The sequence below is a fragment of the Bacteriovorax sp. PP10 genome (assembly GCF_035013165.1).
In the GTDB taxonomy this organism is placed as follows: Bacteria; Bdellovibrionota; Bacteriovoracia; order Bacteriovoracales; family Bacteriovoracaceae; genus Bacteriovorax; species Bacteriovorax antarcticus.
This window is the reverse complement of record NZ_JAYGJQ010000001.1, coordinates 44,216-66,252: the sequence shown is the minus strand read 5'-3', so window position 1 is coordinate 66,252 and position 22,037 is coordinate 44,216. Positions and strand designations below refer to the sequence as shown.

General features: G+C 38.8%; 20 protein-coding genes. 17 read left to right on the top strand and 3 right to left on the bottom strand.

What is annotated here, in order from left to right; all coding sequences use genetic code 11:
- Positions 1–97: 97 nt before the first annotated feature.
- The 4 genes from SHI21_RS00320 to SHI21_RS00305 are packed head-to-tail and all read left to right on the top strand — an operon-like array spanning position 98 to position 7,482.
- Entirely contained in the window at positions 98–3,583 is a 3,486-nt protein-coding gene (locus tag SHI21_RS00320; RefSeq protein WP_323574066.1) for a phage holin family protein, read from the top strand.
- Positions 3,567–4,688, top strand: coding sequence for a hypothetical protein (locus SHI21_RS00315; RefSeq protein ID WP_323574065.1), 1,122 nt, complete (start codon positions 3,567–3,569; stop codon positions 4,686–4,688). The genes SHI21_RS00320 and SHI21_RS00315 overlap by 17 nt, the downstream gene beginning before the upstream one ends.
- Positions 4,689–4,696: 8 nt before the next feature.
- Positions 4,697–5,767 carry an S-adenosylmethionine decarboxylase gene (locus SHI21_RS00310; protein WP_323574064.1) on the top strand — a complete coding sequence of 357 codons (1,071 nt, stop codon included), beginning with the start codon at positions 4,697–4,699 and terminating at the stop codon, positions 5,765–5,767.
- Positions 5,764–7,482, top strand: a complete 1,719-nt coding sequence (locus SHI21_RS00305) for a spermidine synthase (protein WP_323574063.1) — start codon at positions 5,764–5,766, stop codon at positions 7,480–7,482. Before SHI21_RS00310 ends, SHI21_RS00305 begins: the two co-directional genes overlap by 4 nt.
- Here the strand turns inward: SHI21_RS00305 and SHI21_RS00300 are convergent.
- The gene (locus SHI21_RS00300; RefSeq protein ID WP_323574062.1) at positions 7,479–8,531 is read right to left on the bottom strand and encodes a GNAT family N-acetyltransferase; all 1,053 of its coding nucleotides are present in this window, start codon (positions 8,529–8,531) and stop codon (positions 7,479–7,481) included. The genes SHI21_RS00305 and SHI21_RS00300 overlap by 4 nt on opposite strands.
- A 247-nt stretch (positions 8,532–8,778) precedes the next feature.
- Between SHI21_RS00300 and SHI21_RS00295 the strand changes: the two genes are divergently transcribed.
- The 3 genes from SHI21_RS00295 (at position 8,779) to SHI21_RS00285 (ending at position 11,735) form a co-directional block, all read left to right on the top strand.
- Positions 8,779–9,627 (top strand): flagellin N-terminal helical domain-containing protein, encoded by an 849-nt coding sequence (locus tag SHI21_RS00295; protein WP_323574061.1) that lies wholly within the window; start codon positions 8,779–8,781, stop codon positions 9,625–9,627.
- Between the two features lie 204 nt (positions 9,628–9,831).
- Positions 9,832–10,668 carry a flagellin N-terminal helical domain-containing protein gene (locus SHI21_RS00290; RefSeq protein WP_323574060.1) on the top strand — a complete coding sequence of 279 codons (837 nt, stop codon included), beginning with the start codon at positions 9,832–9,834 and terminating at the stop codon, positions 10,666–10,668.
- A gap of 71 nt (positions 10,669–10,739) precedes the next feature.
- Complete coding sequence (locus tag SHI21_RS00285) at positions 10,740–11,735, top strand: SDR family oxidoreductase (protein ID WP_323574059.1); 996 nt, start codon at positions 10,740–10,742, stop codon at positions 11,733–11,735.
- On the opposite strand, the gene SHI21_RS00280 is transcribed toward SHI21_RS00285, so the two are convergent.
- Complete coding sequence (locus tag SHI21_RS00280) at positions 11,728–12,264, bottom strand: hypothetical protein (protein WP_323574058.1); 537 nt, start codon at positions 12,262–12,264, stop codon at positions 11,728–11,730. The two genes, SHI21_RS00285 and SHI21_RS00280, sit on opposite strands and share 8 nt — an antisense overlap.
- A 51-nt stretch (positions 12,265–12,315) precedes the next feature.
- Positions 12,316–13,692, bottom strand: a complete 1,377-nt coding sequence (locus SHI21_RS00275) for a hypothetical protein (RefSeq protein WP_323574057.1) — start codon at positions 13,690–13,692, stop codon at positions 12,316–12,318.
- A 412-nt stretch (positions 13,693–14,104) separates the two neighbouring features.
- On the opposite strand from SHI21_RS00275, the gene SHI21_RS00270 reads away from it, so the two are divergent.
- The 10 genes from SHI21_RS00270 (at position 14,105) to SHI21_RS00225 (ending at position 22,035) form a co-directional block, all read left to right on the top strand.
- Complete coding sequence (locus SHI21_RS00270; RefSeq protein ID WP_323574056.1) at positions 14,105–14,296, top strand: Flp family type IVb pilin; 192 nt, start codon at positions 14,105–14,107, stop codon at positions 14,294–14,296.
- Between the two features lie 123 nt (positions 14,297–14,419).
- Positions 14,420–14,641 (top strand): hypothetical protein, encoded by a 222-nt coding sequence (locus SHI21_RS00265; RefSeq protein ID WP_323574055.1) that lies wholly within the window; start codon positions 14,420–14,422, stop codon positions 14,639–14,641.
- Complete coding sequence (locus SHI21_RS00260) at positions 14,641–15,150, top strand: prepilin peptidase (protein WP_323574054.1); 510 nt, start codon at positions 14,641–14,643, stop codon at positions 15,148–15,150. The genes SHI21_RS00265 and SHI21_RS00260 overlap by 1 nt, the downstream gene beginning before the upstream one ends.
- The gene (locus SHI21_RS00255) at positions 15,120–15,452 is read left to right on the top strand and encodes a hypothetical protein (protein WP_323574053.1); all 333 of its coding nucleotides are present in this window, start codon (positions 15,120–15,122) and stop codon (positions 15,450–15,452) included. Before SHI21_RS00260 ends, SHI21_RS00255 begins: the two co-directional genes overlap by 31 nt.
- Complete coding sequence (locus SHI21_RS00250; protein WP_323574052.1) at positions 15,442–15,975, top strand: hypothetical protein; 534 nt, start codon at positions 15,442–15,444, stop codon at positions 15,973–15,975. Before SHI21_RS00255 ends, SHI21_RS00250 begins: the two co-directional genes overlap by 11 nt.
- Entirely contained in the window at positions 15,965–16,495 is a 531-nt protein-coding gene (locus SHI21_RS00245; RefSeq protein WP_323574051.1) for a hypothetical protein, read from the top strand. Before SHI21_RS00250 ends, SHI21_RS00245 begins: the two co-directional genes overlap by 11 nt.
- A gap of 85 nt (positions 16,496–16,580) precedes the next feature.
- Positions 16,581–17,405, top strand: a complete 825-nt coding sequence (cpaB, locus tag SHI21_RS00240) for a Flp pilus assembly protein CpaB (protein ID WP_323574050.1) — start codon at positions 16,581–16,583, stop codon at positions 17,403–17,405.
- Complete coding sequence (locus SHI21_RS00235) at positions 17,395–18,882, top strand: pilus assembly protein N-terminal domain-containing protein (protein WP_323574049.1); 1,488 nt, start codon at positions 17,395–17,397, stop codon at positions 18,880–18,882. Before cpaB ends, SHI21_RS00235 begins: the two co-directional genes overlap by 11 nt.
- Entirely contained in the window at positions 18,882–21,134 is a 2,253-nt protein-coding gene (locus SHI21_RS00230; protein WP_323574047.1) for an ATPase, T2SS/T4P/T4SS family, read from the top strand. The genes SHI21_RS00235 and SHI21_RS00230 overlap by 1 nt, the downstream gene beginning before the upstream one ends.
- Positions 21,135–21,144: 10 nt before the next feature.
- Positions 21,145–22,035 carry a type II secretion system F family protein gene (locus SHI21_RS00225; protein WP_323574045.1) on the top strand — a complete coding sequence of 297 codons (891 nt, stop codon included), beginning with the start codon at positions 21,145–21,147 and terminating at the stop codon, positions 22,033–22,035.
- The last annotated feature ends 2 nt before the right edge of the window (positions 22,036–22,037 follow it).

Here is a 22,037-nt window from a genome sequence, read left to right as displayed (position 1 = left end):
GACTTTCACGCCCTTAGGTAGGTAAAACATGGATGTTGTTTACCCTGATCCCATAAGCCCTTAAAATATAGTTACAAATATTGATCAAGAGGTACTTATGCTAAAAAGCTTAATTTTATTCACGCTGGTTTTGAACATCGCTTTTGCAAAAGATCGATTTTCAGAGGCCGATAAAAAAAGATTTTTAGATGATGTAAAGCAAGAGATCGCTGAACATAAGGTTGAAAACAAAGGCCGTGTTGATCTGCAAATTATTAAACCAGGCCTTTACGCTGAACTAGAAGAGTATTTAAGACAAGAAAAATTCACGCGCGAAGAACTCATCAAAATTAAACAGAACTACGAAACTCTTTCTAAAGATTCAAGCATCACTTCAGATAAAGCAGAAGATGCTTTTTATAATTTCATTAATAAAGAACTAGATGCAATTAATTCAAAAGAATTAGCGAAAGTTAAAGAAGGGGCCATCTGTAATAACTGGTCTTGTGAAGATGGATTTAAATGTGCACCGGATCCAGTTCAGGAAGCTATTGGTAAATTAAAAAAGGCCGGAGCAACATGTGCTGAGAGTTCTGAATGTGCATCTAATGAATGTGTTGAAGCAACTCCTGGAAGTAAAAATAAAATTTGTGAAGACGTCTTTCGTTGTTTTAGACCACTAGCTCTTGGTGAGAGCTGTATGGCCAATCCAGTGTGTGGAAACGGAGCATGTCTACCATATAACTCAATGACATCTGGAATCGGGGAGAGTTTTGCAAGAGGATCTGTTTGTAAGAAAAATAGTGACTGTGCTTCGAACTCTTGTTCGGCCGGAATTTGTAAAGACAACTTCATCTGTAAAGACTGTGTTTCTAATGGAGAAAAACCACAAAGAGGGCAGAAGTGCTGCGAAGGTTTATATCAAAATGATAAAGGGATGTGTGTTCCTGACGTTCCACCATCGGTTATTCCTCAAGTTCGTTATGCTCCGATTAAGAAATTCTTTTATGTTTTAACGAATGCTCTTATTTCAAATGCAGAAGCACAAGACGTTGCTGTGCCAACAACTGCGGCGACAGTTGAAGAGGCAGTAGCTGATAAATTTATTAATACTGGAGCTCTTAATGACAATGTTAATTTAAAAGACGAGATTAAAAACAATAAAACGAAGTATGAAAATTTTCAGGCAAAATCTTCAACTAGTGCAACAGTTGACATGAACCTTGAAAAAGCGACTATGAAATTTGAGAAGAGATCAGATTTCAAGACATGTGATATGCACTTTAGAGACGATTTTTATAATACGTTGATGAGTGATGGGACTTTTGATTATGAAGTGGCCATGCTGGGTTTTGACTTTGTTATTACGGGAGATGCGGATACAGACTACTGGACTGAAAGTGGAAAGCAGGATTCGTCAATCTACTCTCGTTTAAAGAAAATTGGTATCGCTCATAAACTAGTTCGTGCTGAAACAAATAAAAAAGTTGATTACTACAATAAGAAACTGACATGTATGTGTCTGGACGTTATTGGTTATGACAAAATTGAAGATACATCTAAAAAGAAATTCTTTTCTGAGCAATGTGATGAGTACGCAAAATACAAAGATCCTACAACAAACTATGATGAATTAAATGGCGATGCTTCAGGTGTAAAAGCAAAAAGATTAATCTATGCCTGGACTCAAAACCTGACATCTTTCTATATGGAGTTAACTGTTGATAACAGCACTACATATGGAGACATGCTTGCCGTTTCAAATTGGGCACGTAGTGATGCCAAGTGGTCGACTGCTAAAACAGAAAACTTCGACTTGTTTAAATTTAATATTAAAGGAAAAGGAAGTAGTAGTGTGGCGGCCCTTGGTGGTCTTGTCGGTGCTCTACTTGCCGCAGGTATCATTGCCATCTTAGGTGGATTTGCAACTACATCAATTCTTTCAGCTTGGGCAGCAGCAGGTATTATTACAGCTTCAGCTGCGACAGGGGCCGGTGGATTGTGGATGATTGCTTCACTAAAAGGAGCATGGATTACACAGAGACCAGAGATCACAGACTTTCATGTTGCTCCAAGAAGTTATAGCTGTGGGAAGAAACAAACATGTACAGAGTACACTCGTACACTTGTTCAGCCATATAACGATGTTTGTGGAATCCACACTTCATCAAATGCTTGTTTAAAATCATTCGTCGTTGTTAATGAGAACTTAGAGTCACGTTACATCGTTGACCCATGGGTTCCATATGGTGTTTCGAAAGAAGCTATCCTAAAAAATCAACCAGTCTACGCTGATAAAATGGAAGAGGCATTCAAGGCCGCTAAAGCTGCCATGATTTCTAAAAATCCAGGAGCATCAGGTGGTGGTGGTAAAAAAGGTGGAGGATCTTTCGTTGCTGAAAGTTATCTTTCAGAAGTGTTTGTCGATGCAACTTTAGTGGGAAGATATGTTCCAGCTCTAGGGCCTAACTTAGAAAGTACATATTTTATGAACCCGGATAAAATTAAGCTTATTAAAGAAGCTGCAAAAAAGTTTGCGATTGCTGAAGGATTTTTAAAACCAACGGAAACAGCTAACCTTGAATCTTTTGCAAACTACGCTTACGAATACCATTTCTTATGGCCGAAAAAATCTAATCCTGGTGAGATCAGTTACCCGACAGTAGGGCTTCAGACTTACCTAAGTTACATGGCAAAAGAAGTATCGGGAAAAATCTCTACGAGCACAGGTAAAACGGCGATTGGTTTATCTACTTTAAGCCAATTACATTTAAAGGATTTGATCGCGACTCTTAAGTTATATGCTGAGAAGCCAATTAACCAACAAGATGCTCTGAAAGCGTCACTACTATCTAAAGAGATTTCTAAAGCTGAAAAAGAGCTTGAAAGCTTACTTACTATGAACATGATGTTGGATAATAAAGGCCTAGACTCACAACTTAGTACACTGAATTCTACTTTTGTTGCTGATCAATCAAAATTAGCTGGAGCTTCGAGCGCTAATTTTACTACAGAACAAACAAGCTTCTTAAAAGCGATTGGGAATTTAAGAACTTCAAGAAAAGTGCAGTTAAAAGAACTTGATACTTACAATAAGGCGATGGCAGCAAGTGGAGATAAAGAGCGTACTACTAAGATGGCCGCGGTTTCAAAAAGCTTCAGTTCGAAGTTTGCGAATAAATCAGGTTCAGTGTTTAGCAGCTCAGGTCTTGGTTCGTCATCATCATCGAGTGGAACAGGGTCTGCAAATGCATTAAGTGATAAAGCTGCAAAAGATGCATCGTTAAATAAACAAGATGCTGGTGGAGCATATGGTTCTGGAACAGGTGCACTTTTTGGAAGTGGATCAAGATCTAGTTCGGGATCATCATCGGGAAGTGGAGTGGAATCTGCTAGCGGTGCAGGGGCAGCGACGGCCGCAACAAATGAAGATGAGAAGAGACTGGCCGATGCTATTGAAGCAAGAAACCAGGCGAAAAAAGATAAGTACCAGTCCAATGAAGGACAGTCACTTTTTGAAAAAGTAACCAATGCTTATATCAGAAACTACGATAAGGTGTTGTCGAAGAAAAAAGACAAGGATGTCATTGAAGATAAACAATAATGATGAAACACGCTCGAGACTAGTTAACTTAGATTTCTTACGTGGCCTATTTATCATCCTCGCATTAGATCAACATTTCACGTACTACATTAACATGTGGTACGTGGATTATTTCCGCGATACGATGGCACTGACATCGACTTACGCTGTTCATTTTCCGATGATAGGGAAACAGGTCTCTTCAGACTTCTTTAATCACTTATTAGCGATTGTTTTCACACCATGGGTAAGTCAGATCTATCTGACTATGGCCGCGTTTAATCTCGCTAAAAAAGACCAGGTCACATTCGGCATTGAAATGCTTGGTAAGTTCAAAATTTTTGGATTGATCTTTTTATACTTTGTTTTAGAAAACTTTATCGTGGCACCCAATACAGGTCAGGCCATTTCATTCTATCCAATCATGTTGTGGATGGTGATTCTTGGACTCATCTCAGTTATTTATAAATATATCGGAATCAGAGGTGTTCTCGTTTTCACATTGCTGGCCATGCTTCGTTTTGTGATTCCTGTTGAATACCTTTCAGATTTTTTTGAAGAAGTGATTCAAAATCGTATTCATCCTGGATTTGAATACGATGCTCGTTTTGAATACTTCGTTCTCTCTGGATGCCTGGGGTTTATTATGGGGTACGTGCATTATCATATGCCACTTTATAAACACAAAAAAGATTTTCTCTTCGCAGGGTTAGGAGCACTACTGGTTTTAATCTATGTGGTGATTGGGGATACTTTTGTGGTTCCACTGGATGATTTTTTCAGTACAGAACACGACCTGGCACGAACATTCTCTGGAACAGCTTATATCATTGGTATTCAGGCGATACTTATTTCAGCTTTTTTATGGATGGAAAGAAAAAATATTAAATTGAATGTGCCACTTATTAATTGGGTGGGTATGTATTCATTAATGATTTTTGCCCTTCACCGTATCTTGTTTGTAAAACTGATCGCACCAATCAGCATTATGATTGGAAGTTTAACAGGCAGAACACTGGGTGCTTCTATCGTAGAAATTTATATTTATGTCTTTATCACATTAGCGATTTGTTATTTTGTAAAAGTCTCACCAATTGGTGACATCATTTTACAAAGAAAAAAATAGGGAAACTCATGGATACGAGGTCTCAACATTTATTATTCGATGCTGTGCTGGAAAAGGATTTAACTGACGCTGATGTGGATCACATTAAGCAGGTTATTGAAAAGAACCTGACAGTCGTCAATCGTATCGAGCACAAGTTTACTCCGCAAGGGGAGACGATTGTCTTTATTCTTTCTGAGTCGCATTTTACTTTGCACACATACCCTGAAAACCGCTTCATCTCTTTAGATATTTATGTTTGTAATATGGAAACAGATTTAAAGAAAATCGTTCATGAGATTTCATCTGTTGTTCCTTTTGAAAAAGTCGATCAAAAATTTCTTGCTCGTGGAGCGATTGGAACTCCGGTTCACTCTAAGCATCTGCATATCATCTACCTTGTAACGGTGATGACTGCTTGTTGCAGTATTCTTTATGAATTGCTGCTTGCTCAGGCCTTATCAACGACAATGGGGAACACGGCACTTAGATATAATACGACTATCGGTCTTTATATTGCGGCCATGGGGTTTGGTGCTCTTCTTTATAAGAAATTTATCAAACGAGATATTCTTGAAGAGTTCGTTAAGATTGAATTACTGTTATCCATCATCGGGGGAGTTGCTCCCATTATGGCGCTAGTCTTTGATTACTCTTTCAATAAAATTGCGACATCGACGGGCATTTCATTTTTTTCTAATTGGATTCAAGGCCCGCTTTTTACTTTAAATCACTTGCTGATTATTGCGATAGGTTTTCTGTCTGGTCTGGAGCTTCCATTATTAATTGATATGGGGAAGCGCTTTGATAAGAAAAAAGCAAGTTTCGTTTTAGCTTACGATTATTTCGGGACACTGATTGGGGCCATCTTGTTTCCCATTTTCATTCTTCCGGAGCTTCACTTGTTCACGATTGGATACGTGGTTTCGGCCGTCAATATTCTCGTGGCCTTATTTGTAATGACAAAACTGAAGATCAAAAACAATAAGTATAAAATCATGATTGCGATCATGTTGGTGATCTGGACGCTGTTGATTGTGAATTCCGGGGCCGTAAACGAAGGCATTATTCAAAAGTTTTATTTTGGTGGTCAAGTATGACAAGTAAAAAGAATCTTATAAAACTAGAAATCCTCGTTGTCACAATTGTCCTGGCGTTTTGTAGTATTGTGTACGAGCTTTTATTGGCAAATACTCTAGCGATCGTTACAGGAAATTATATCTGGTGGCAGTCTCTGACAATCGGTATCTATATCGGTGGTCTGGGGTTAGGTGCTTACTGGTCAGATAAACTAAGAGATATCTATAAGAGCATTATCAATATAGAAATTGCACTGTCTTTTTTGGGAGTGTGCTCGGTTGTCTATGTTTACTTTCTTCATGGAAGTTACAAGTACATGGATAACTTGTTTTACTACACAGGGGATTTCCGTTCTGCTGTGTATCTGCAAAATCTTTTTGCCTTAAAATTTGTCTTCTTTGGAATGGTTCAACTTTTAACTTTTTTAATCGGATTATTTTCAGGGTTCGAGATCCCTCTCATGGTTCGAATCGCGGAAGACCGCTTAGGTGAAGAGACTGATAATGAATACCAGATTTTTGGTATTAACTATATAGGAACTCTGGTTGGAACAACCTTCTTTGCTTATTTATTACTTCCTAAATTAGATGTTATTAAAACCTCAGTTGTCGTGGCCATGCTCAACCTTGCGGTCTGTGTGTATTTCATCGTGAGATACATGAAGGTCAACAAAAAGCGCTACTTCATTTCATCTGTTTGCGTTTTAGTGTTTGGGCTCTTAATCGGCTTCAATGAGCGCGCTATTACTCAGACTTATTTAAAAGTCTTTTACTACATGCCAAAGATTCTTTCACAAAATAACAAAGACGTGGAAGATCTATATAAAAAGATTGAGCGCCTTCCGGATATTGAAAGATCAAAGTCTTTATACCAATACCTGGATATCTTTACTTACCCGACTGTTGAAAATGGGGAGTATAAAGATGCAACTATCTTAACTCTTGATACGAACTTTCAATTTAATACCGCGACAGAGTTCTTTTATCATCAGGCCTTTGCTCATGCTTCCATTGCGATGAATGAGAAAATCCCTAAGAAGGTTTTACTTCTTGGTGGAGGAGATGGTCTTTTATTACGTGAGCTTTTAAAGTATGACGAAATTGAGTCAATCGACTTTATCGAGCTGGATGAAAAGATGCTGGATTTAGCACGAGGAAGATTTGCTAAGCTTAACAACCATTCAGTTGATAACCCCAAAGTTAAGACTCAGGTGAACGATGGATTTTATTATCTAAGAAATACAAATGATAAATACGACGCCATTTTTATCGATTTCCCTTATCCAAACTCATATGACCTGGCGAGACTGTATAGCGTTGAGTTTTATAAATATGTTTATAAAGCACTTAACCCGAATGGATTTGTTATTTTAGATGCTCCTTTCTTTGATAAAGAAAATGAACTTAAAAATAACATGCGCGCGCGCCTTATGGTGACGACTGTCTTTAATGAAATGCACGTCTTAAATAATAGCGTTGTGGCCAGTACATTTTACTATGCAGGATTCAAGACGATCTTCCCTTATAGAGTCGCGGATGAGTCTTTCTTATTTTTAAAGAAGGAAGCAGGGGCCATAGATTATAACTTTATGGAAAAATCAGATCTGTCACGACTTAGTCCAGAGACGATTGCGGAAATGCACAATATAAAGAATCAAAACTTTCCGTATGAAATCTCGGCAAGGTATATCAACTCGATCTTTAAGCCTGCCGTAGTTAAGAAAAACGAATTCTAGATACTGTCTGTCCCTGGAATGTAAGGGGACAGCACAAGACTTTCAAATTCTTTCAATGGGCGTGGCCCGAATAAATACTGTAAAAAATCTTTGTGACTGCTTTGGTGCTCGATAGTGCCAAAGCGGAAACAGATAAGATCTCCTGTCATTTCATACAACTCAAGCTGGCCTTCACTCACAGACTTTAAAAACTCTTTTAAAATATTAAAATTCCCAAGCCTCATGAATGCTGTGAAGAAAATATCTTTATTAGAGGAAAGAGAAAGCTCACTTTCAGGCAACCATGTCCTGTACTTCTGTAAACTCTTCATCATCTGCAGGTACTGGTCAGGAAGGCATCCTACTTCGTGAATGATGTTAGTCAGGTCGCGGCCTTTATTCACACAGAAGTACTGCTCGATAGTTCCTGTCTCATTTTTCTTTATATAGAGATCAATAGAATCCATCTCTCTAATGATCGACCATTCTTTTTCTTCGCGAACCACAGTGAAGAAGTATTTTTGATTGAAGTCTCTATAGATCTTTTGAATGTTCTCGAAGTCTTTTGGTGAGAGATCCCTAAATGTAGATTTCGTAAATCCCATTGGGCGATCGTTGTTAGAAAATACTGCAGGGCCAGTTTCAATTAATCCACCAGACAGATGAAAAGAAAATTTTTCATAGAGTCCAGTGATCTCACTCCATAGAATAAACAATCCACATTTCTGTACATGAATTGCTAGTGCGTGATTCATTAAATTTTTAAATAAATCTCTTCCTCTAAAATCTACTGCAGTAGCAATTCCTCCAATGAGCGCAACGCTTATTGTGTAATTGCTTTTTATCATCAAACGAGGACAAACTGCTAAGTGAGACACAACTTTATTTGTTGCTTGATCTACATAGAGATAACAATTATCAAAATTAAGTGGATCCATCAGCAGAGCAAAGTCTTTTGCATATGAGAGAGGAGAGTTGTAATGAAATTCCTTCTCAATAAGAGTTATCACTTCCTCAAAATACTCAGGATTCTCAGATAAAGTCGTTAAAGTGAAAGAATTTTTATTCATCTGACTATTTTAACGACATTTGACCCAAGAAATGACCAATTTTCTTTCACTATTTTTGTGCAACCACTTTTATCAACTACCACTTTTTGAATGATTACATGTGGTTATGCGTAAAAAAATGTACAAATAATAGTCACTTTTTCCTAAAGTTATTTTGAAAGCGTTCGATAAGTAAGACATGAAGCCGTGAGGGAACCCTCACAGATAAGACATGATGTTTTATCAGACCAGAAATCATGGAGGATATATGGGACTTCGAATTAACACGAACGTGGCGTCTTTAAACGCACAAAGGAATCTAGGTTCAACTAGAATTTCAATGAACAAGTCTTTGGAGAAACTTTCTTCAGGGCAAAGAATCAACAGAGCTGGTGACGATGCTGCCGGTCTCGCAATCTCAGAAAATTTAAAAGCTCAGATTAAAGGTCTGGGACAAGCAGAAAGAAATGCTGAAGATGGTATCTCTCTAGTTCAGATCGCGGAAGGGGCGTTAGGAGAAGTTTCTAACATCCTTATCAGATTAAGAGAACTAGGAGTACAAGCTGCTTCTGATACTATCGGATCTACAGAAAGAAAATTCCTTAACGTGGAATTTGAACAGTTAACTTCGGAAGTTGACCGTATCGCAAACTCAACAGAATTTAACCGCGTTCCATTACTTAACGGAACTGGTGCTGTGTTTGATATTCAAATCGGAACAAGAAACGATCCTATCTCTGACAGATTAACGTTCGATGCTTCATCAGCAGACGTTAATGTGGCGGCACTTGGTTTGAACCTTGCTTCTGTCTCTGACAAAATTTCAGCTCAGAACTCTCTTACTTCAATCGATCAAGCGATCATTTCAGTATCAGGGATTAGAGCGGACTTTGGTGCTCTTCAAAACAGATTGCAGTCAACAGTTAACAATATTCAAACAAGTATTGAAAACTTAGCTTCTGCAAACTCTCGTGTAAGAGACACAGACGTTGCTGCAGAAACTGCAGAATTAACTAAACAGAACATTTTAATGCAAGCAGGTACAAGTGTGCTTTCACAAGCGAACTCAAGTACAAACTCAGCATTAGCTCTAATTCAAGCTGCTTCTCAGAGATAATGATCGATGAGCTCCAACCTGGCCTGCAAGTTTGGTTGGAGAGCTTTAAAGAATAGATAAGGGAATTAAACTTTTGAGTAGTTTTTAAGGTTTGATTTTAGAAAGTTGTTACTCGTTACTTAAATTAAAACATAAATAATAAATTTTTCTGAACAAGATGTTCGGAGTATTAGCAGGGAGGCTTAGCGTGACAGGAGATTAAAAATGGGATTAAGAATAAATACAAACGTGCCTTCGTTATCAGCTCAGAGATCTTTAGGGATCAATACGAGAAACCTTAATGACAACTTGAGAAAGTTATCATCAGGTGAACGTATCACTAAAGCAGGCGACGATGCAGCAGGTTTAGCTATAAGTGAAAATTTAAAAGCTCAGATACGTGGAATGAGACAGGCCAAAAGAAATGCTGGCGATGCTGTGTCACTGTTACAAACGGCAGAAGGTGGAATGAGTGAGATCTCTAATATCATCATCAGACTTAGAGAACTTTCAGTCCAAGCAGCTTCCGATACAGTGGGTACTACAGAGAGGGGATTCTCAGATATTGAATTTCAAAGTCTCAAAGAAGAGATTGATAGAATTTCAAAGTCTACAGAATTTAACGGAATTAAACTTCTCGATGGTACAGGCGGAAAACTTGAATTCCAGGTAGGAACTAAAAATGACCCAATTCTTGATCGTCTACAATATGACGGTTCAAGAGCGGACGCTTCCCTTAAGGCACTTGGCCTGGAGATTGATGGGGTGGCGACGAAAGAAGGAGCTCAAAACGCGCTTATGAAACTTGATGATGCTTTAGTGCACATCAACGGAACGAGAGCGAACTTTGGTGCCCTTCAGAACAGATTGCAGTCGACTCAAAATAACCTTGAGATCAGCGATGAAAACTTATCAGCTGCCAACTCAAGAATAAGAGATGTCGATGTAGCTTCTGAAACAGCTGACATGACTAAGAATAATATTCTTCTTCAGGCAGGTATTTCGGTTCTATCGCAAGCAAATCAGTCTCCGAATACTGCTTTAAAACTACTCAATAACTAATTCTTAAAAAGTTGCTCCGAATGGAGCAACTTTTTTTTATTTCGTTTATAATTAATGAAGAGGAATTACCAATGTTTGATTTAAATAGTGCTCAGGATAAACGAAAAACCATTTTGATCATCGGGATAAATTCCTTTTTGGGATCCAATCTTGCTGAGTTCTTCAAAAAAGATTACCGCGTAGTCGGAACTTACCATAAAAAAAATCAACAGCTTCCTGGTATCCTTGCCTTACCATGTGACGTTTTAAATAAAGATGAAGTGCAGTTAGTTCTTTATGCTTTTAAGCCTGACATCGTTTTATATTGTGTTGGTTTAACGTCATTAAAAGACTGTGCAGACATGCCGAATGCATCTGATGCCTTGAACTCAGCAGGCCTCTTTAACGTGGCCGAAATCGCTCCTAGATATGGCTCTCGTGTTGTGTACTTCTCTTCGCAATTTGTTTTTTCAGGCGCCAATAAAAATTATAATGAAATGGACAATGCCGATATGATCACTCATTACGGTAAGTCTCAGGCCTCTTCAGAGTTTTATCTGCAAAAGTCTTCCTTAAACTATTTGATTATCAGATCGAGTAAGCTTTACGGAAGAGGTGTATCTCCACTTAGAGATTCATGGTTTGAATTGCTTCAAAGAAATCTTAAAAATAATAAAAATGCCGCTTATGATGACTTCGTTCATCAGGGATTTGTAGATGTATATTACTTAGGAATGGTTTTAAAGATGTGTATTGATAAAAACATCTCTAATCGTCTGGTGCATTTCTCATCACAAGACACGATGACGTATTATGAATTCGCTCGCACATATGCAGAAGTGTTTCATGAGTCCAATGGGCTGATCAATAAAGGTAAGTGGCATCTTCCAATATTAAAGAGTACATCGGTGGAAAGAGTAGACGAACATCTTCATTACAAGCTTGATGTCTTAAACATGGAAGGGCTTTTAAAAATTAAAATGCCGACTATCAGAGAGTCTCTGGAATTTACGTTGAAGCGTCTTAACGGGAATAGAAATCCTGCTAAGGGTGTCGTTAACAAAAGTGAAGGATTGTCTTTTATCTAGCCGAGTTAACAATGAACTCAGTTAAGTAATGGCGAACCATCGCATCTAAATCTACAACTTCATTATTAAAGCGCCATGTGATCTTATTAAAAGGTCCCATGTGTGCTCTGATTTCGTGAATCGTTGTTGATCCGAATTGATCGTTGAATGAAAGACGAGCGCCGTAGATATCTTTTCCATTAGCTAAGAAACCAATAGAGATAACATCGTTAGCTTTTCTTGCGAAAATTAAGCGTAGTGAATTTCTAAATAACATGAAGTCATTAACAGTGTTCGAAATTTTAAAAAGCTTAATCGCCGCACTCGATTGATTGCGACCACGGTACTCATTGAATTTCGTCATGTAAGCTTCGAAGCGATCTCTGATATCATTCATAAGCGCAATTGAAGACTCTTCTAATAAAAGAGCAGGATTCAAATGTCCGCTGATGTTAACAATCCCAGACTCATCCATGTTGATTTCATCCATCGCTAGATTTTCAATCCATGAGTAATTAAGTGGCTGGTATGTTTGATTATTTTCGATCATATAAAAATGATCGGTGCTGAGCGACTTACTGTCAAGAATTTTAAGGTTCGACTAATACTGAGGCGCCGCAGCGGATGACCACACTTCCAATGAAGGTGTGCCTGAATTTTTGATTTCCCAACCAGGGCGATACCTAAAGTAATTAGCAACGGGAGAGTTTTTTTCGGCCATCACGCATGTCGGTTCAATCGCTGTTAAGAGATCATCGTTAGGATGTCTCATAAATTCATTAACCAATTTGTAGCGGCCTTTACCCCAATATTCATTGCGACTATCTACGAAGATTTTTACATCCGGTCTAAATAAAACAACGGCACCCGAAGTTTGTGGAGTTGCAATTAAATGACAGTCGGCCGGAAGGGCCTTGATGTCATCAATAAAACTTGGTCTTCCGTGTAGGGTAATGGCCTCATAAGAAATAAAAATAAGAGCAGTCGCTAAACCAATCGCAGCGATAGACAGGAACTTATCTTTTTTAACCTGAAAGCTTCGAATCCAAAAACTCCAGGCCGGTAATGAAAAGAGAAGTGCCCATGGCATATACCTGATAGCAAAAATTCCCATTACAGCTAAGGCCATCGAACAAAAGGCCCACGGTCTGATTCGTTTGAATTTTTTTGCAGGACGGATTTGAGCAAAGACGAGAATCAATCCAAAAAGGTAAAGTGGTTCGTTCCACATTGGCTTCCATTCATAAATTAATTCAGTCGAGCTCGCAAAAGTCATCAGCATATGTGAAAACAAATGATGTTTTAGTGGATTAATTAAAATTCCAATCACGGCCGCAATTCCCAATGGGAGAATTGTGGATAACGCCTTTTTATATGGAAGATAACTGAGTAACAATCCACTCCATCCAATAAAAGCAGCACCTAAAAAGATCGGCCATGCCAGATGCAGGTTAATCATCAAGACATTGAAGATTAAAAAAACAAAACTCATGATGATGGGTCTTGTTTGAAAACTTTTTAAGAATGCATGAGTTGATAAAAGCATGATCAACATTCCATAAGCGCTTATGAGAGCAGGCCTGATGGAAAGAATAGGGATCGCAAACATCAGCACGAATGCGAGAACGTGATTAATTGAGTTCCAGCTGGAAGTCAGTCTTCTTGCTCCCACAACTAAGAGTGCAAGAAATGAAATGGTAACAACAAACCCCAATGCAAAAAGACCATAATCAGGTGAGAGTTTGTAAGCGTAGGCGAGGATAAGATTCCATCCCCATGAATTGGGAATCCATTCTCCATTGGGAACATAAGACCATAAATCGTTTTTGATAAAAGTTTTATCGCTTAACCAATCAAGGCCCGCGCGTGTTTGCCAATAGACATCAGTCTCAACGATTTTTCCACTGCGATAAATCGAAGCGATAAAAATAAGGAAAATGGTAAGGGATTGAGCGAACTTCGCGACTTGTTTGTTCATTACTTTCTTAAAATAAAGGGCCCAAGAGGTGGACTATTGTCGAGGTTCCGCCCATTTTTAAATAGGTGGCTGCAGTTAGTAGTCTCTTTAGGCTTCTCACTGACAAAACCCGAGGGTTGTGTATGAGCTTGCTCACCGTGACCAGGGACCGCTCCCGAATATATCTTTATAGAGGAACCAACTTAATGCCAACTCCTAGACCCACTTTTAGTATACACCTCCAGTATTTAACTCTCTAGGAAAGTTTTTACCTAATAAATAGTTTCAGATACTTAGTTTAAAAAAAGCTGCAACTCTGGGAAGTTGCGTCGAAAAGTTGAGTTTAATGGTAAAATATAAGGGTAGAGAACTAAAGATTTGAAGAGTTGTGACCGAGAAGTCTCTTGTGAGTATTTCGAATTCAGGAGAGTTTATGAAGAAGCTTATGGCATATTGGAGAGACGAAAGTGGGCAGACGTCGACAGAGTATATCTTACTCGTTGCGGTTGTTGCCATGATCGTTTTTAAATTCAAAAACACAGCTGGTGCTAAGTTAGATGCACTAACAGCGAAAGTTTTTGATAAGGCCGACACAATGGTTGAAGGAATCGACGCTGGTAACTAACTTTATCTGATCTCTGATAAAATTAACCGCCAGCGATTCCCTCATTAATCTAAAATCATCACAATCATCGGCATTGTTTGCCTCTAGTTGTCTCTTTTTCACCTATCTTCAATCCTAGTAATAATGAAATTAAAAAACAAAGTGAACGTCTCCGGTCAGGCGCTCATTGAATACCTTTTATTATTTTCCTTCATGACGTTTATTTCGATCTCTCTGGTTAGAGGGTTGGGAAAAACTATGATGAGTTCCGTCGGTAATATTGGTTTCGAGTTAACAGAACAATTCACTGTAGGTGTTTGCAGGAAACTTTGTTTTTATACCGGCTACGAAAACGAGGCGAAATAATGTTTCCAATAGTCGTCTACGTTTTTATTTCCATCCAGCTGCTATTTGTCGCCTACATTGATTTCAAAACGCAGAAAATTGCCAACATGTGGATGTTGATTAACTTTTTATTCTTTTGTCTGCTGACAATCGTCTTTCCTACGGTCTACATCTGGTCGTTTGAAGCTTTCGTTTTTCCGCTGGCATTTTTGCTCGTGGGCTTTGCACTTTATATGGCCCATATAATGGGAGGAGGAGATTCCAAATATCTTTCTTCACTCTATATTTTAGTTCCACTCAATATGCAGGAAACGGTTTTTACCTACCTTCTATACGCAACGATTTTAGTAGGAAGTACGCTTCTACTTTTTAATATATTAAAGAACCTTGATATAATTATAATTCACTTTAAAATGAGAGACATTGCTGGGATTAAAAAAATTTTTGGAAAGAAATTTACCTATGCACCGGTAATCTTCATCGCATGGATGTGGTTTGGATGGCAAAATTACAAAATCCTGTCCTTTTAAGAAATAAAAAAGGTCAGTCCGTCGTAGAATACATTCTGCTTTTAGTGGTGATAACTTCTATTGGTTATTCGTTCTATAACAACCGCGCATTTAAAAATTTTATCAAAGGTGATGTTGGTCTTTTTGCCAATCTGAGAAAGAGAATGGAGTACTCATACCGTTATGGCCGTGAAATGGACGCGAATGTCGATCACGATCAGGCGATGAGTTTTCAATATCAATCCAATCGTCACGACACTTACTTCAATGCCAAAACCGGACAAAGTCATTTTTTCTCTGGACTAGAGCCGTATGGGGAATAATCTTAAAAAAAATAAAGGCCAGTCGACGATAGAGTTCATTATGACTTTTACGGTTGCCGTTGGTTTTATTTTTCTCTTTTTAAAAATGGCTTTGAACTACACTGATGGATTCATGGTTCATCATGCCACTTTTATGGCCTCTCGTGCTTATCTGGTAAGTGATGAAGATAGAAGATCTCTCGAAGAAGGTGACTCAAAAGCAATCGAGAAGGCGCGCCAGGTTTTTACTAAATACCTACCGGAAGGATTAGTAAAAGGTGTTGAAACGGGTTCACTTAAAGAAAACAATCCAGATCCTGGAAAAACAAAATTTCATGCATTCGTTGGAGTATGGATTGAATTCACTCAAAGATTTTCAATGGGATTTATTGGTGGAAAAGAATCCATTCATTTTATTTCAGAATCTTTTTTAGGAAGAGAGCCGACTCGTTCAGAAAGCAGATCGCAGGTTTGTCAGGCGATTATGAGCTTAGGTTTAAGTAAATGTGATGTACACGTCACACTGGAAGATAATGGTGGATAAGAAAACATTTAAACCATTAAAAAATCAAAGTGGACAAGCGTTGTTTGAGTTAATCATCTTCATTCCCTTTTTAATTTTTCTTTATACGATTTATTCGACAACCGGGGATGCGATCAGTGCATCGATTAATCAGCAAAAATCGGTGAGAGGGTATTTCTACAGTTTAATTATGGGGAACTCTTACTTGAACAATCCACTCGAGCTTGCAGAATTTGGAAGATTTAATGTAACCAGGGTAGGTTTCTCAGCTTTAGGGTGGAGAGAAAAAGGAAATGCGGCCGGAACAACTGCGTTTGCTCCTTGTTTTAAATTTTCTTCGTTACTAAAAAATAACTCAACCGAAGAATGTGATTCAAAAGAGCGTGAAGACGAAGGAATGAGCCGTTATATCCGAGTGTTTACGTATTATGGAGTGTGTGGTCCCGTTTACTCTGTGCCAGTCACTGGCGATTTAAAACATTGGATTGATCCTTCAAGACAGTCTGATCCAGGTAATTGCAGCTTGGGTGCTTCCAACTAAACCGGCCAGCAAATTCTTCCCCTAACATATTAAAATTCTAAAATTTGATAAACTAAAAAGGCTAGTTATTTAAAGAGGTTGTCAAATGAATACACGCGCACTGACTCTGGCCTTAGTGATTGCAGGACTTGCAATGATGATGGTCTACACATATATCGAAGATCAAAAGAATGCGATGATCAAAGAATATGGTATTCAAAGTTCTGTCGTTGTAGCAAAAAACGATATTCAAGAATTAGATTTGATCGACGATTCAAAAGTTGAAGTTAAAACTGTTCCAGCAAACTTTCTTTCTCCAGGGCATTTCAAAACAATTAAAGAATTAGAAAACACAATTGCAACTGTTCCAATTATTAAAGGGGAGCAGATCACAAAACCGCGTGTGACGTATCCGGGAATTAAAACTGGTTTATCAAGACAGGTTTCAGTTGGTAAACGTGCCGTTGCCATTAACATTACTGAAAAAGATGCAGTAGGGCGTTTGATTAAACCGGGTGACCGTGTTGACGTTCTTGCAGCGATTGATATCTCTCAAGGGGCCCGTCGTGATTTACAAAAAACCAGAACATTCCTTCAGGACGTTTTAGTTTTATCAACAGGTATGAGTATGACGAATTCAATTCCTATGTATGGAGTTGAGACACCGAAAGTTATTCGTACGATGAACTTAAATACGTACACGACATACAATACAATCACGCTCGAATTAGATCCGTATGACGTTCAGAAACTTGCTTTCATACAGGCCTATTCAAACGGGGCCGTTTCACTTTCTTTAAGAAACAATTCAGATAAAGAGCCGGTTCGTTTAAGAGCGACTCAAATTTATGACGTACTTGGGGATGATGCTTCGGAAGCGAAGAGCTTCTTCTCTGAGAAATATATTAAAGAGACTAAAAATGCTCAATAAAATTTTAGCAATCTTCTTTCTATTAACCTTCCAAGTCCATAATGTTATGGCCCAGGATGATGCTAACGAAACACTGAAAGAAGTTGATGTAATCGTTGGTCTTGAAAAAATCATTACACTTGATTTCGTTCCGAACTCAATTATAAAAATTGCCAATGAGAATTTAGTTTCTTATCAGCTTGTTCCACAGAAAAAACAAATTCTTCTAACAGGGATTAAGGCAGGAGATACAACTCTTACTGTCCGCGACCTTGCGGGAGATATTAAAGTTAGATATTTACTAAAAGTTATCGCTTCAGATCAGTCGAGAGTAGTTGTTCAGTTAAAAGAACTTTTAGGTGATGTTGAAGGATTAGAAATTGGTATTAAGGGTGACGCCGTTTATGTTGGTGGACACATTGTTGTTCCGGCCGACATTGGTAAGGTTGTTGTTATCCTGGATAAATACCCAGAAGTTTTACGCCTAGTTGAACTTTCTCCGCAAACTCAGCTGGTCATTGCCAGAAAGATGCAGGAAGAAATGCAAAAGAGTAACTTAAAAGATGTCACTGTAAGAGTTGTCAACGGCAGCTTCTGGATTGAAGGGGTTGTTAACTCTGAACAAGAAAGTGCAAAAGCAGAGCAGGTTGCAAAAGCTTATTTACCGGATCAGATTCAAAACCTTGCAAGAAGAACGGACGCTGTTCAATCAACAAGAAAGCAGCCGTATGAAAATCTTCTGACGGTTAATACGAAACCAAAACCAGAACCGCCGACAAAGTTATTTAAACTAACAGCACAGTTTGTTGAATTAACAAAAGCGTATGACAGAACGTTTGGTTTTAGCTGGACTCCAACAATTGGACAAGGTGGTGGAGAAATTCAGGTAGGAAAACAAGGTGGAGGATTATCAACTTCATCTCAGGGAACCCTGGCCGCAACGATTTCAAATTTATTTCCCAAACTTAACTCGGCCAAGAGTGCTGGGCACGCACGAGTTATTCAATCGGGTGTCATCATAGTAAGAGAAGGGATTGAAGGATCGATCAATAAATCGACAACTATCAACTACGCTCTTGGAACGGGAGAGAACTTAAAAACCGGAGCTGCTAAAGCTGGTTTTGATATGAAGATCACTCCGACGATGATGCAAGATGAGAAGATCAATTTAAAAATTCTTATTTCAGTTAAAGCAACTGATGGAAGTACAACACCAATTGAATTGGATAACACGATTAACACACAAATCGTTGTGAAGTCGCTTGAGTCAGCAGTGATCGGGGGAGTTGTTTCAAACAAGTTCACGACAGACTTTGACCGCGATCCACCGACATCAGAAACCATTGAAAATGGTTCACCGTTATTTTCGTTTTTAAAATCAAAAAAATATTCTACCAACCGTTCTCAGTTCGTTATGTTCGTGACTCCTGAAATCATCGAGTCAGCTGCAACGGGGGCCCAGGATATAGAAAGAAAGTTTAGAAAAAGGAGCAGATAGTGGCCGGACATATAATTTCAATCATTGGTGGTAAAGGAGGACTTGGTAAGTCGCAGGTAGCGGCTAACTTAGCCTTTGCTTATGCGATTGAAGGAAAAGTCAAAACGCTACTTTTAGATTTCGACCAGAAGGCCAGTGGTGATCAGGATTTTATCACCGGGATGAAAGGGAAGAAAAATATAAAAGAGCTTGCTGAATTTAAAGGGGCGATTGACCCGAATTCAATTCAGCAGTTCGTTAACATGAACCAAAACGTTTATTATATCGGGATGCCTAATGATCAGACGGCATCCGATGGAATCGAAGTTGAAGCTTTAGGAAGAACTCTTAAAGCGGTGACAAATATTTACCCCATCACCATTATTGATGCCGGTAACGAATTAACTCCACTGGCAATTAAGGCATTGGAATTTTCGACTTTAATTTTTGTCATTGTAACTCCAGACATTCTTGCTTTAAATCAGACGAAGAGACTTTACTCTGATCTTGTCACGATGATGTTTCCAAAAGACATGATCCAATTTGTAATCAATCAGGCCCAACAAGGCCACCCGGTTACCAATGACGTTATTGCAAAAACTCTGGGGAAACCAGCTTTTAGTGTGATCCCTCGTGATGATCAGACTTGTACACTTGCTCTTAACCAGAAAAAGCCGGTTATGCTTGTGGCGAGAAATTCGGCATTTGCTAAAGGTGTTGTCGACACAGTTAGACGCCTGAATGAAAAAAGTATTTTAAGAGCGCTTGAAAAACTTAATAAGCCAAGTGATGTCGGACAAAAGAAAGTTGAGGGCGGAGCGGGCGGTGTGGCTGGAGCTGAAGGCGGAGGACCTGTTAAAGGTGGGAAGAGCCCATGGACAGAACTTAAGTCGCGTATCCACAGAGCACTTGTTGAAGAAATGGATTTGAAAAAATCTGACGACAACGATCCTAAGGCCGTCATTATCTTAAAAGAGCAGACGAAAAAAATCGTCGTAGAACTTCTGGGTAAAGAAGATACAAAAAGTATCTTAGCAACTCGTGAAGATATGAATCAAATCGTAAAAGAAATCCTTGATGAAGCTTTAGGGCTTGGGCCACTAGAAGATTTGTTAAGAGACAAAACGATTTCCGAGGTTATGGTCGTAGGGCCTTATAAAATTTATTATGAACAAAGTGGTAAAATTAAACTTTCAGAAGTGACTTTTACCAATGACCGTCAGGTTTTAAACGTTATTGAACGTATCGTTGCACCTATTGGTCGTCGTATCGATGAAAAAACACCTTATGTTGATGCCCGCTTAAAAGATGGGTCTCGTGTGCACGCGATTATTCCTCCATCATCAATTGATGGATGTACGATTACTATTCGTAAATTCCCTGACAAACGTCTGACATACAAAGATCTTGTTAAGTATGGATCGATGACTGAAAGTATGGCCGACTTCCTTCGTATTGCCGTTGAAGCTCACCGAAATATTATTGTTTCTGGTGGTACTGGTTCCGGGAAGACGACACTGATCAATGTGCTTGGTGGATTCATCCAATCAAACGAACGTATCATCACATGTGAAGACTCGGCGGAATTGAACTTCCCTCAAGAACACATTGTAAGACTTGAAACACGTCCACCATCTCTTGAAGGTGATGGAGCAATTGATATTAGATGTCTTGTTAAGCAAACACTACGTATGCGTCCTGATAGAATTGTCGTCGGTGAGTGTCGTGGTGGTGAAACTCTGGATATGTTACAAGCGATGGGAACTGGACATGATGGTTCAATGACTACTGTCCACTCTAACAATCCACGCGAGTGTATTGGTCGTCTTGAAACTTTAGTTCAGTATGCAGGAACATCAATTTCAGCTCGCGCGATTAAAGAAATGATTGCGAGTGCAGTACACATGATTATTCAGCAGTCTCGTCTTGATGATGGGTCGAGAAGAGTTATGTACATTACAGAAATCGGTGGTCTTCAAGGAGACACGGTTATCCTTCAGGATATTTTCTTATTCGTACAAAAAGAAATTGATAAAGGCGGAAAGATTTTAGGTGAGTTCCAGGCAACTGGTTTCATTCCAAAGTTTATCGAAGTGCTTGAGAGAAAAGGTTACAACGTTCCTCGCGGAATTTTTAGCAATAGACCTCCTGGAGCACCAACTCCTGCACCAGCAAGTTCTGCTCCGGCAGCAGCAGCGCCAGCAGCACCAAGACCAGCATCACCAGGTGGAAGTGCGCCTGCAGGTGGAGTAAAACCACCAGTGAAGAAGTAGTAGGAGAGACATGAGCCTTTTCTTAGATATGGTTGGCCGTAATGGACTCATTTTTGTAGTGGGCATGATGGTTTTCTTTCTGAGTTACAGATACTCAATCAATATCTTTGAATGGGTTGAACATCAAACTTACGGAACAAGAACTTACATAACTGAAAAACTAGAATTTCTTTTTATCGAAATTCCACAAGATAGATTAACTTATTTGCTTCTGGGATCTTCAGTCGGATTAGGTTTTTTCTTCTTGTTGGTCATCGGTTTTTTTGGAAGTTGGATCGTCGGTGCCATTCTCGGTTTTATTATGGCCTTCATTGGTTTTAAAGCACCCAGATGGATTGTCGATTTTTTAGTTGAAAGAAGAATTAAGGCCTACTCTCTGCAAATGGTAGATGCACTTCAGTTATTATCCAACGGAGTTCGTGCCGGTTTGTCTGTACCTCAAGCGATAGGAATGATTGTTGAAGAAATGCCAGCTCCAATTTCTCAAGAGTTTAATATTCTTCTTCAACAAAATAGAATTGGTATGCCATTGGAAGAGTGTTTTGAAAATTTAGCAAAACGAGTTCCATTGGAAGATAATGATATGTTCGTATCAGCTGTTAATATTCTTCGTGAAACCGGAGGTAATTTAGCTGAGACATTCGATACAATTGTAGATGTAATTCGTGAGCGAGTAAGACTGCAACAGAAAGTTGACACATTTACTGCGCAAGGGATGTTTCAAGGGATGACTATCGGGGCGATGCCATACTTGCTCGGTATCGTTTATTTCCTGCAAGATCCCAACTCAATAACTCCGCTATTCACAACTCCTATCGGATTGGTGATGCTTTTTGCGGCAGTTTTGTTCGATATAGCAGGTATTTACGTTATAATGAAGATAGTAAAAATTAAAATCTAAAG

What these genes read in the sequence shown, in the direction of transcription:
- SHI21_RS00280 (WP_323574058.1), bottom strand. Translation starts at nt 12,264, where the DNA reads ATGATCGAAAATAATCAAACATACCAGCCACTTAATTACTCATGGATT.
- SHI21_RS00265 (WP_323574055.1), top strand. Translation starts at nt 14,420, where the DNA reads ATGAAATTAAAAAACAAAGTGAACGTCTCCGGTCAGGCGCTCATTGAA.
- SHI21_RS00295 (WP_323574061.1), top strand. Translation starts at nt 8,779, where the DNA reads ATGGGACTTCGAATTAACACGAACGTGGCGTCTTTAAACGCACAAAGG.
- SHI21_RS00250 (WP_323574052.1), top strand. Translation starts at nt 15,442, where the DNA reads ATGGGGAATAATCTTAAAAAAAATAAAGGCCAGTCGACGATAGAGTTC.
- SHI21_RS00275 (WP_323574057.1), bottom strand. Translation starts at nt 13,692, where the DNA reads ATGAACAAACAAGTCGCGAAGTTCGCTCAATCCCTTACCATTTTCCTT.
- SHI21_RS00305 (WP_323574063.1), top strand. Translation starts at nt 5,764, where the DNA reads ATGACAAGTAAAAAGAATCTTATAAAACTAGAAATCCTCGTTGTCACA.
- cpaB (WP_323574050.1), top strand. Translation starts at nt 16,581, where the DNA reads ATGAATACACGCGCACTGACTCTGGCCTTAGTGATTGCAGGACTTGCA.
- SHI21_RS00320 (WP_323574066.1), top strand. Translation starts at nt 98, where the DNA reads ATGCTAAAAAGCTTAATTTTATTCACGCTGGTTTTGAACATCGCTTTT.
- SHI21_RS00290 (WP_323574060.1), top strand. Translation starts at nt 9,832, where the DNA reads ATGGGATTAAGAATAAATACAAACGTGCCTTCGTTATCAGCTCAGAGA.
- SHI21_RS00245 (WP_323574051.1), top strand. Translation starts at nt 15,965, where the DNA reads ATGGTGGATAAGAAAACATTTAAACCATTAAAAAATCAAAGTGGACAA.
- SHI21_RS00270 (WP_323574056.1), top strand. Translation starts at nt 14,105, where the DNA reads ATGAAGAAGCTTATGGCATATTGGAGAGACGAAAGTGGGCAGACGTCG.
- SHI21_RS00255 (WP_323574053.1), top strand. Translation starts at nt 15,120, where the DNA reads ATGGCAAAATTACAAAATCCTGTCCTTTTAAGAAATAAAAAAGGTCAG.
- SHI21_RS00260 (WP_323574054.1), top strand. Translation starts at nt 14,641, where the DNA reads ATGTTTCCAATAGTCGTCTACGTTTTTATTTCCATCCAGCTGCTATTT.
- SHI21_RS00225 (WP_323574045.1), top strand. Translation starts at nt 21,145, where the DNA reads ATGAGCCTTTTCTTAGATATGGTTGGCCGTAATGGACTCATTTTTGTA.
- SHI21_RS00235 (WP_323574049.1), top strand. Translation starts at nt 17,395, where the DNA reads ATGCTCAATAAAATTTTAGCAATCTTCTTTCTATTAACCTTCCAAGTC.
- SHI21_RS00310 (WP_323574064.1), top strand. Translation starts at nt 4,697, where the DNA reads ATGGATACGAGGTCTCAACATTTATTATTCGATGCTGTGCTGGAAAAG.
- SHI21_RS00300 (WP_323574062.1), bottom strand. Translation starts at nt 8,531, where the DNA reads ATGAATAAAAATTCTTTCACTTTAACGACTTTATCTGAGAATCCTGAG.
- SHI21_RS00285 (WP_323574059.1), top strand. Translation starts at nt 10,740, where the DNA reads ATGTTTGATTTAAATAGTGCTCAGGATAAACGAAAAACCATTTTGATC.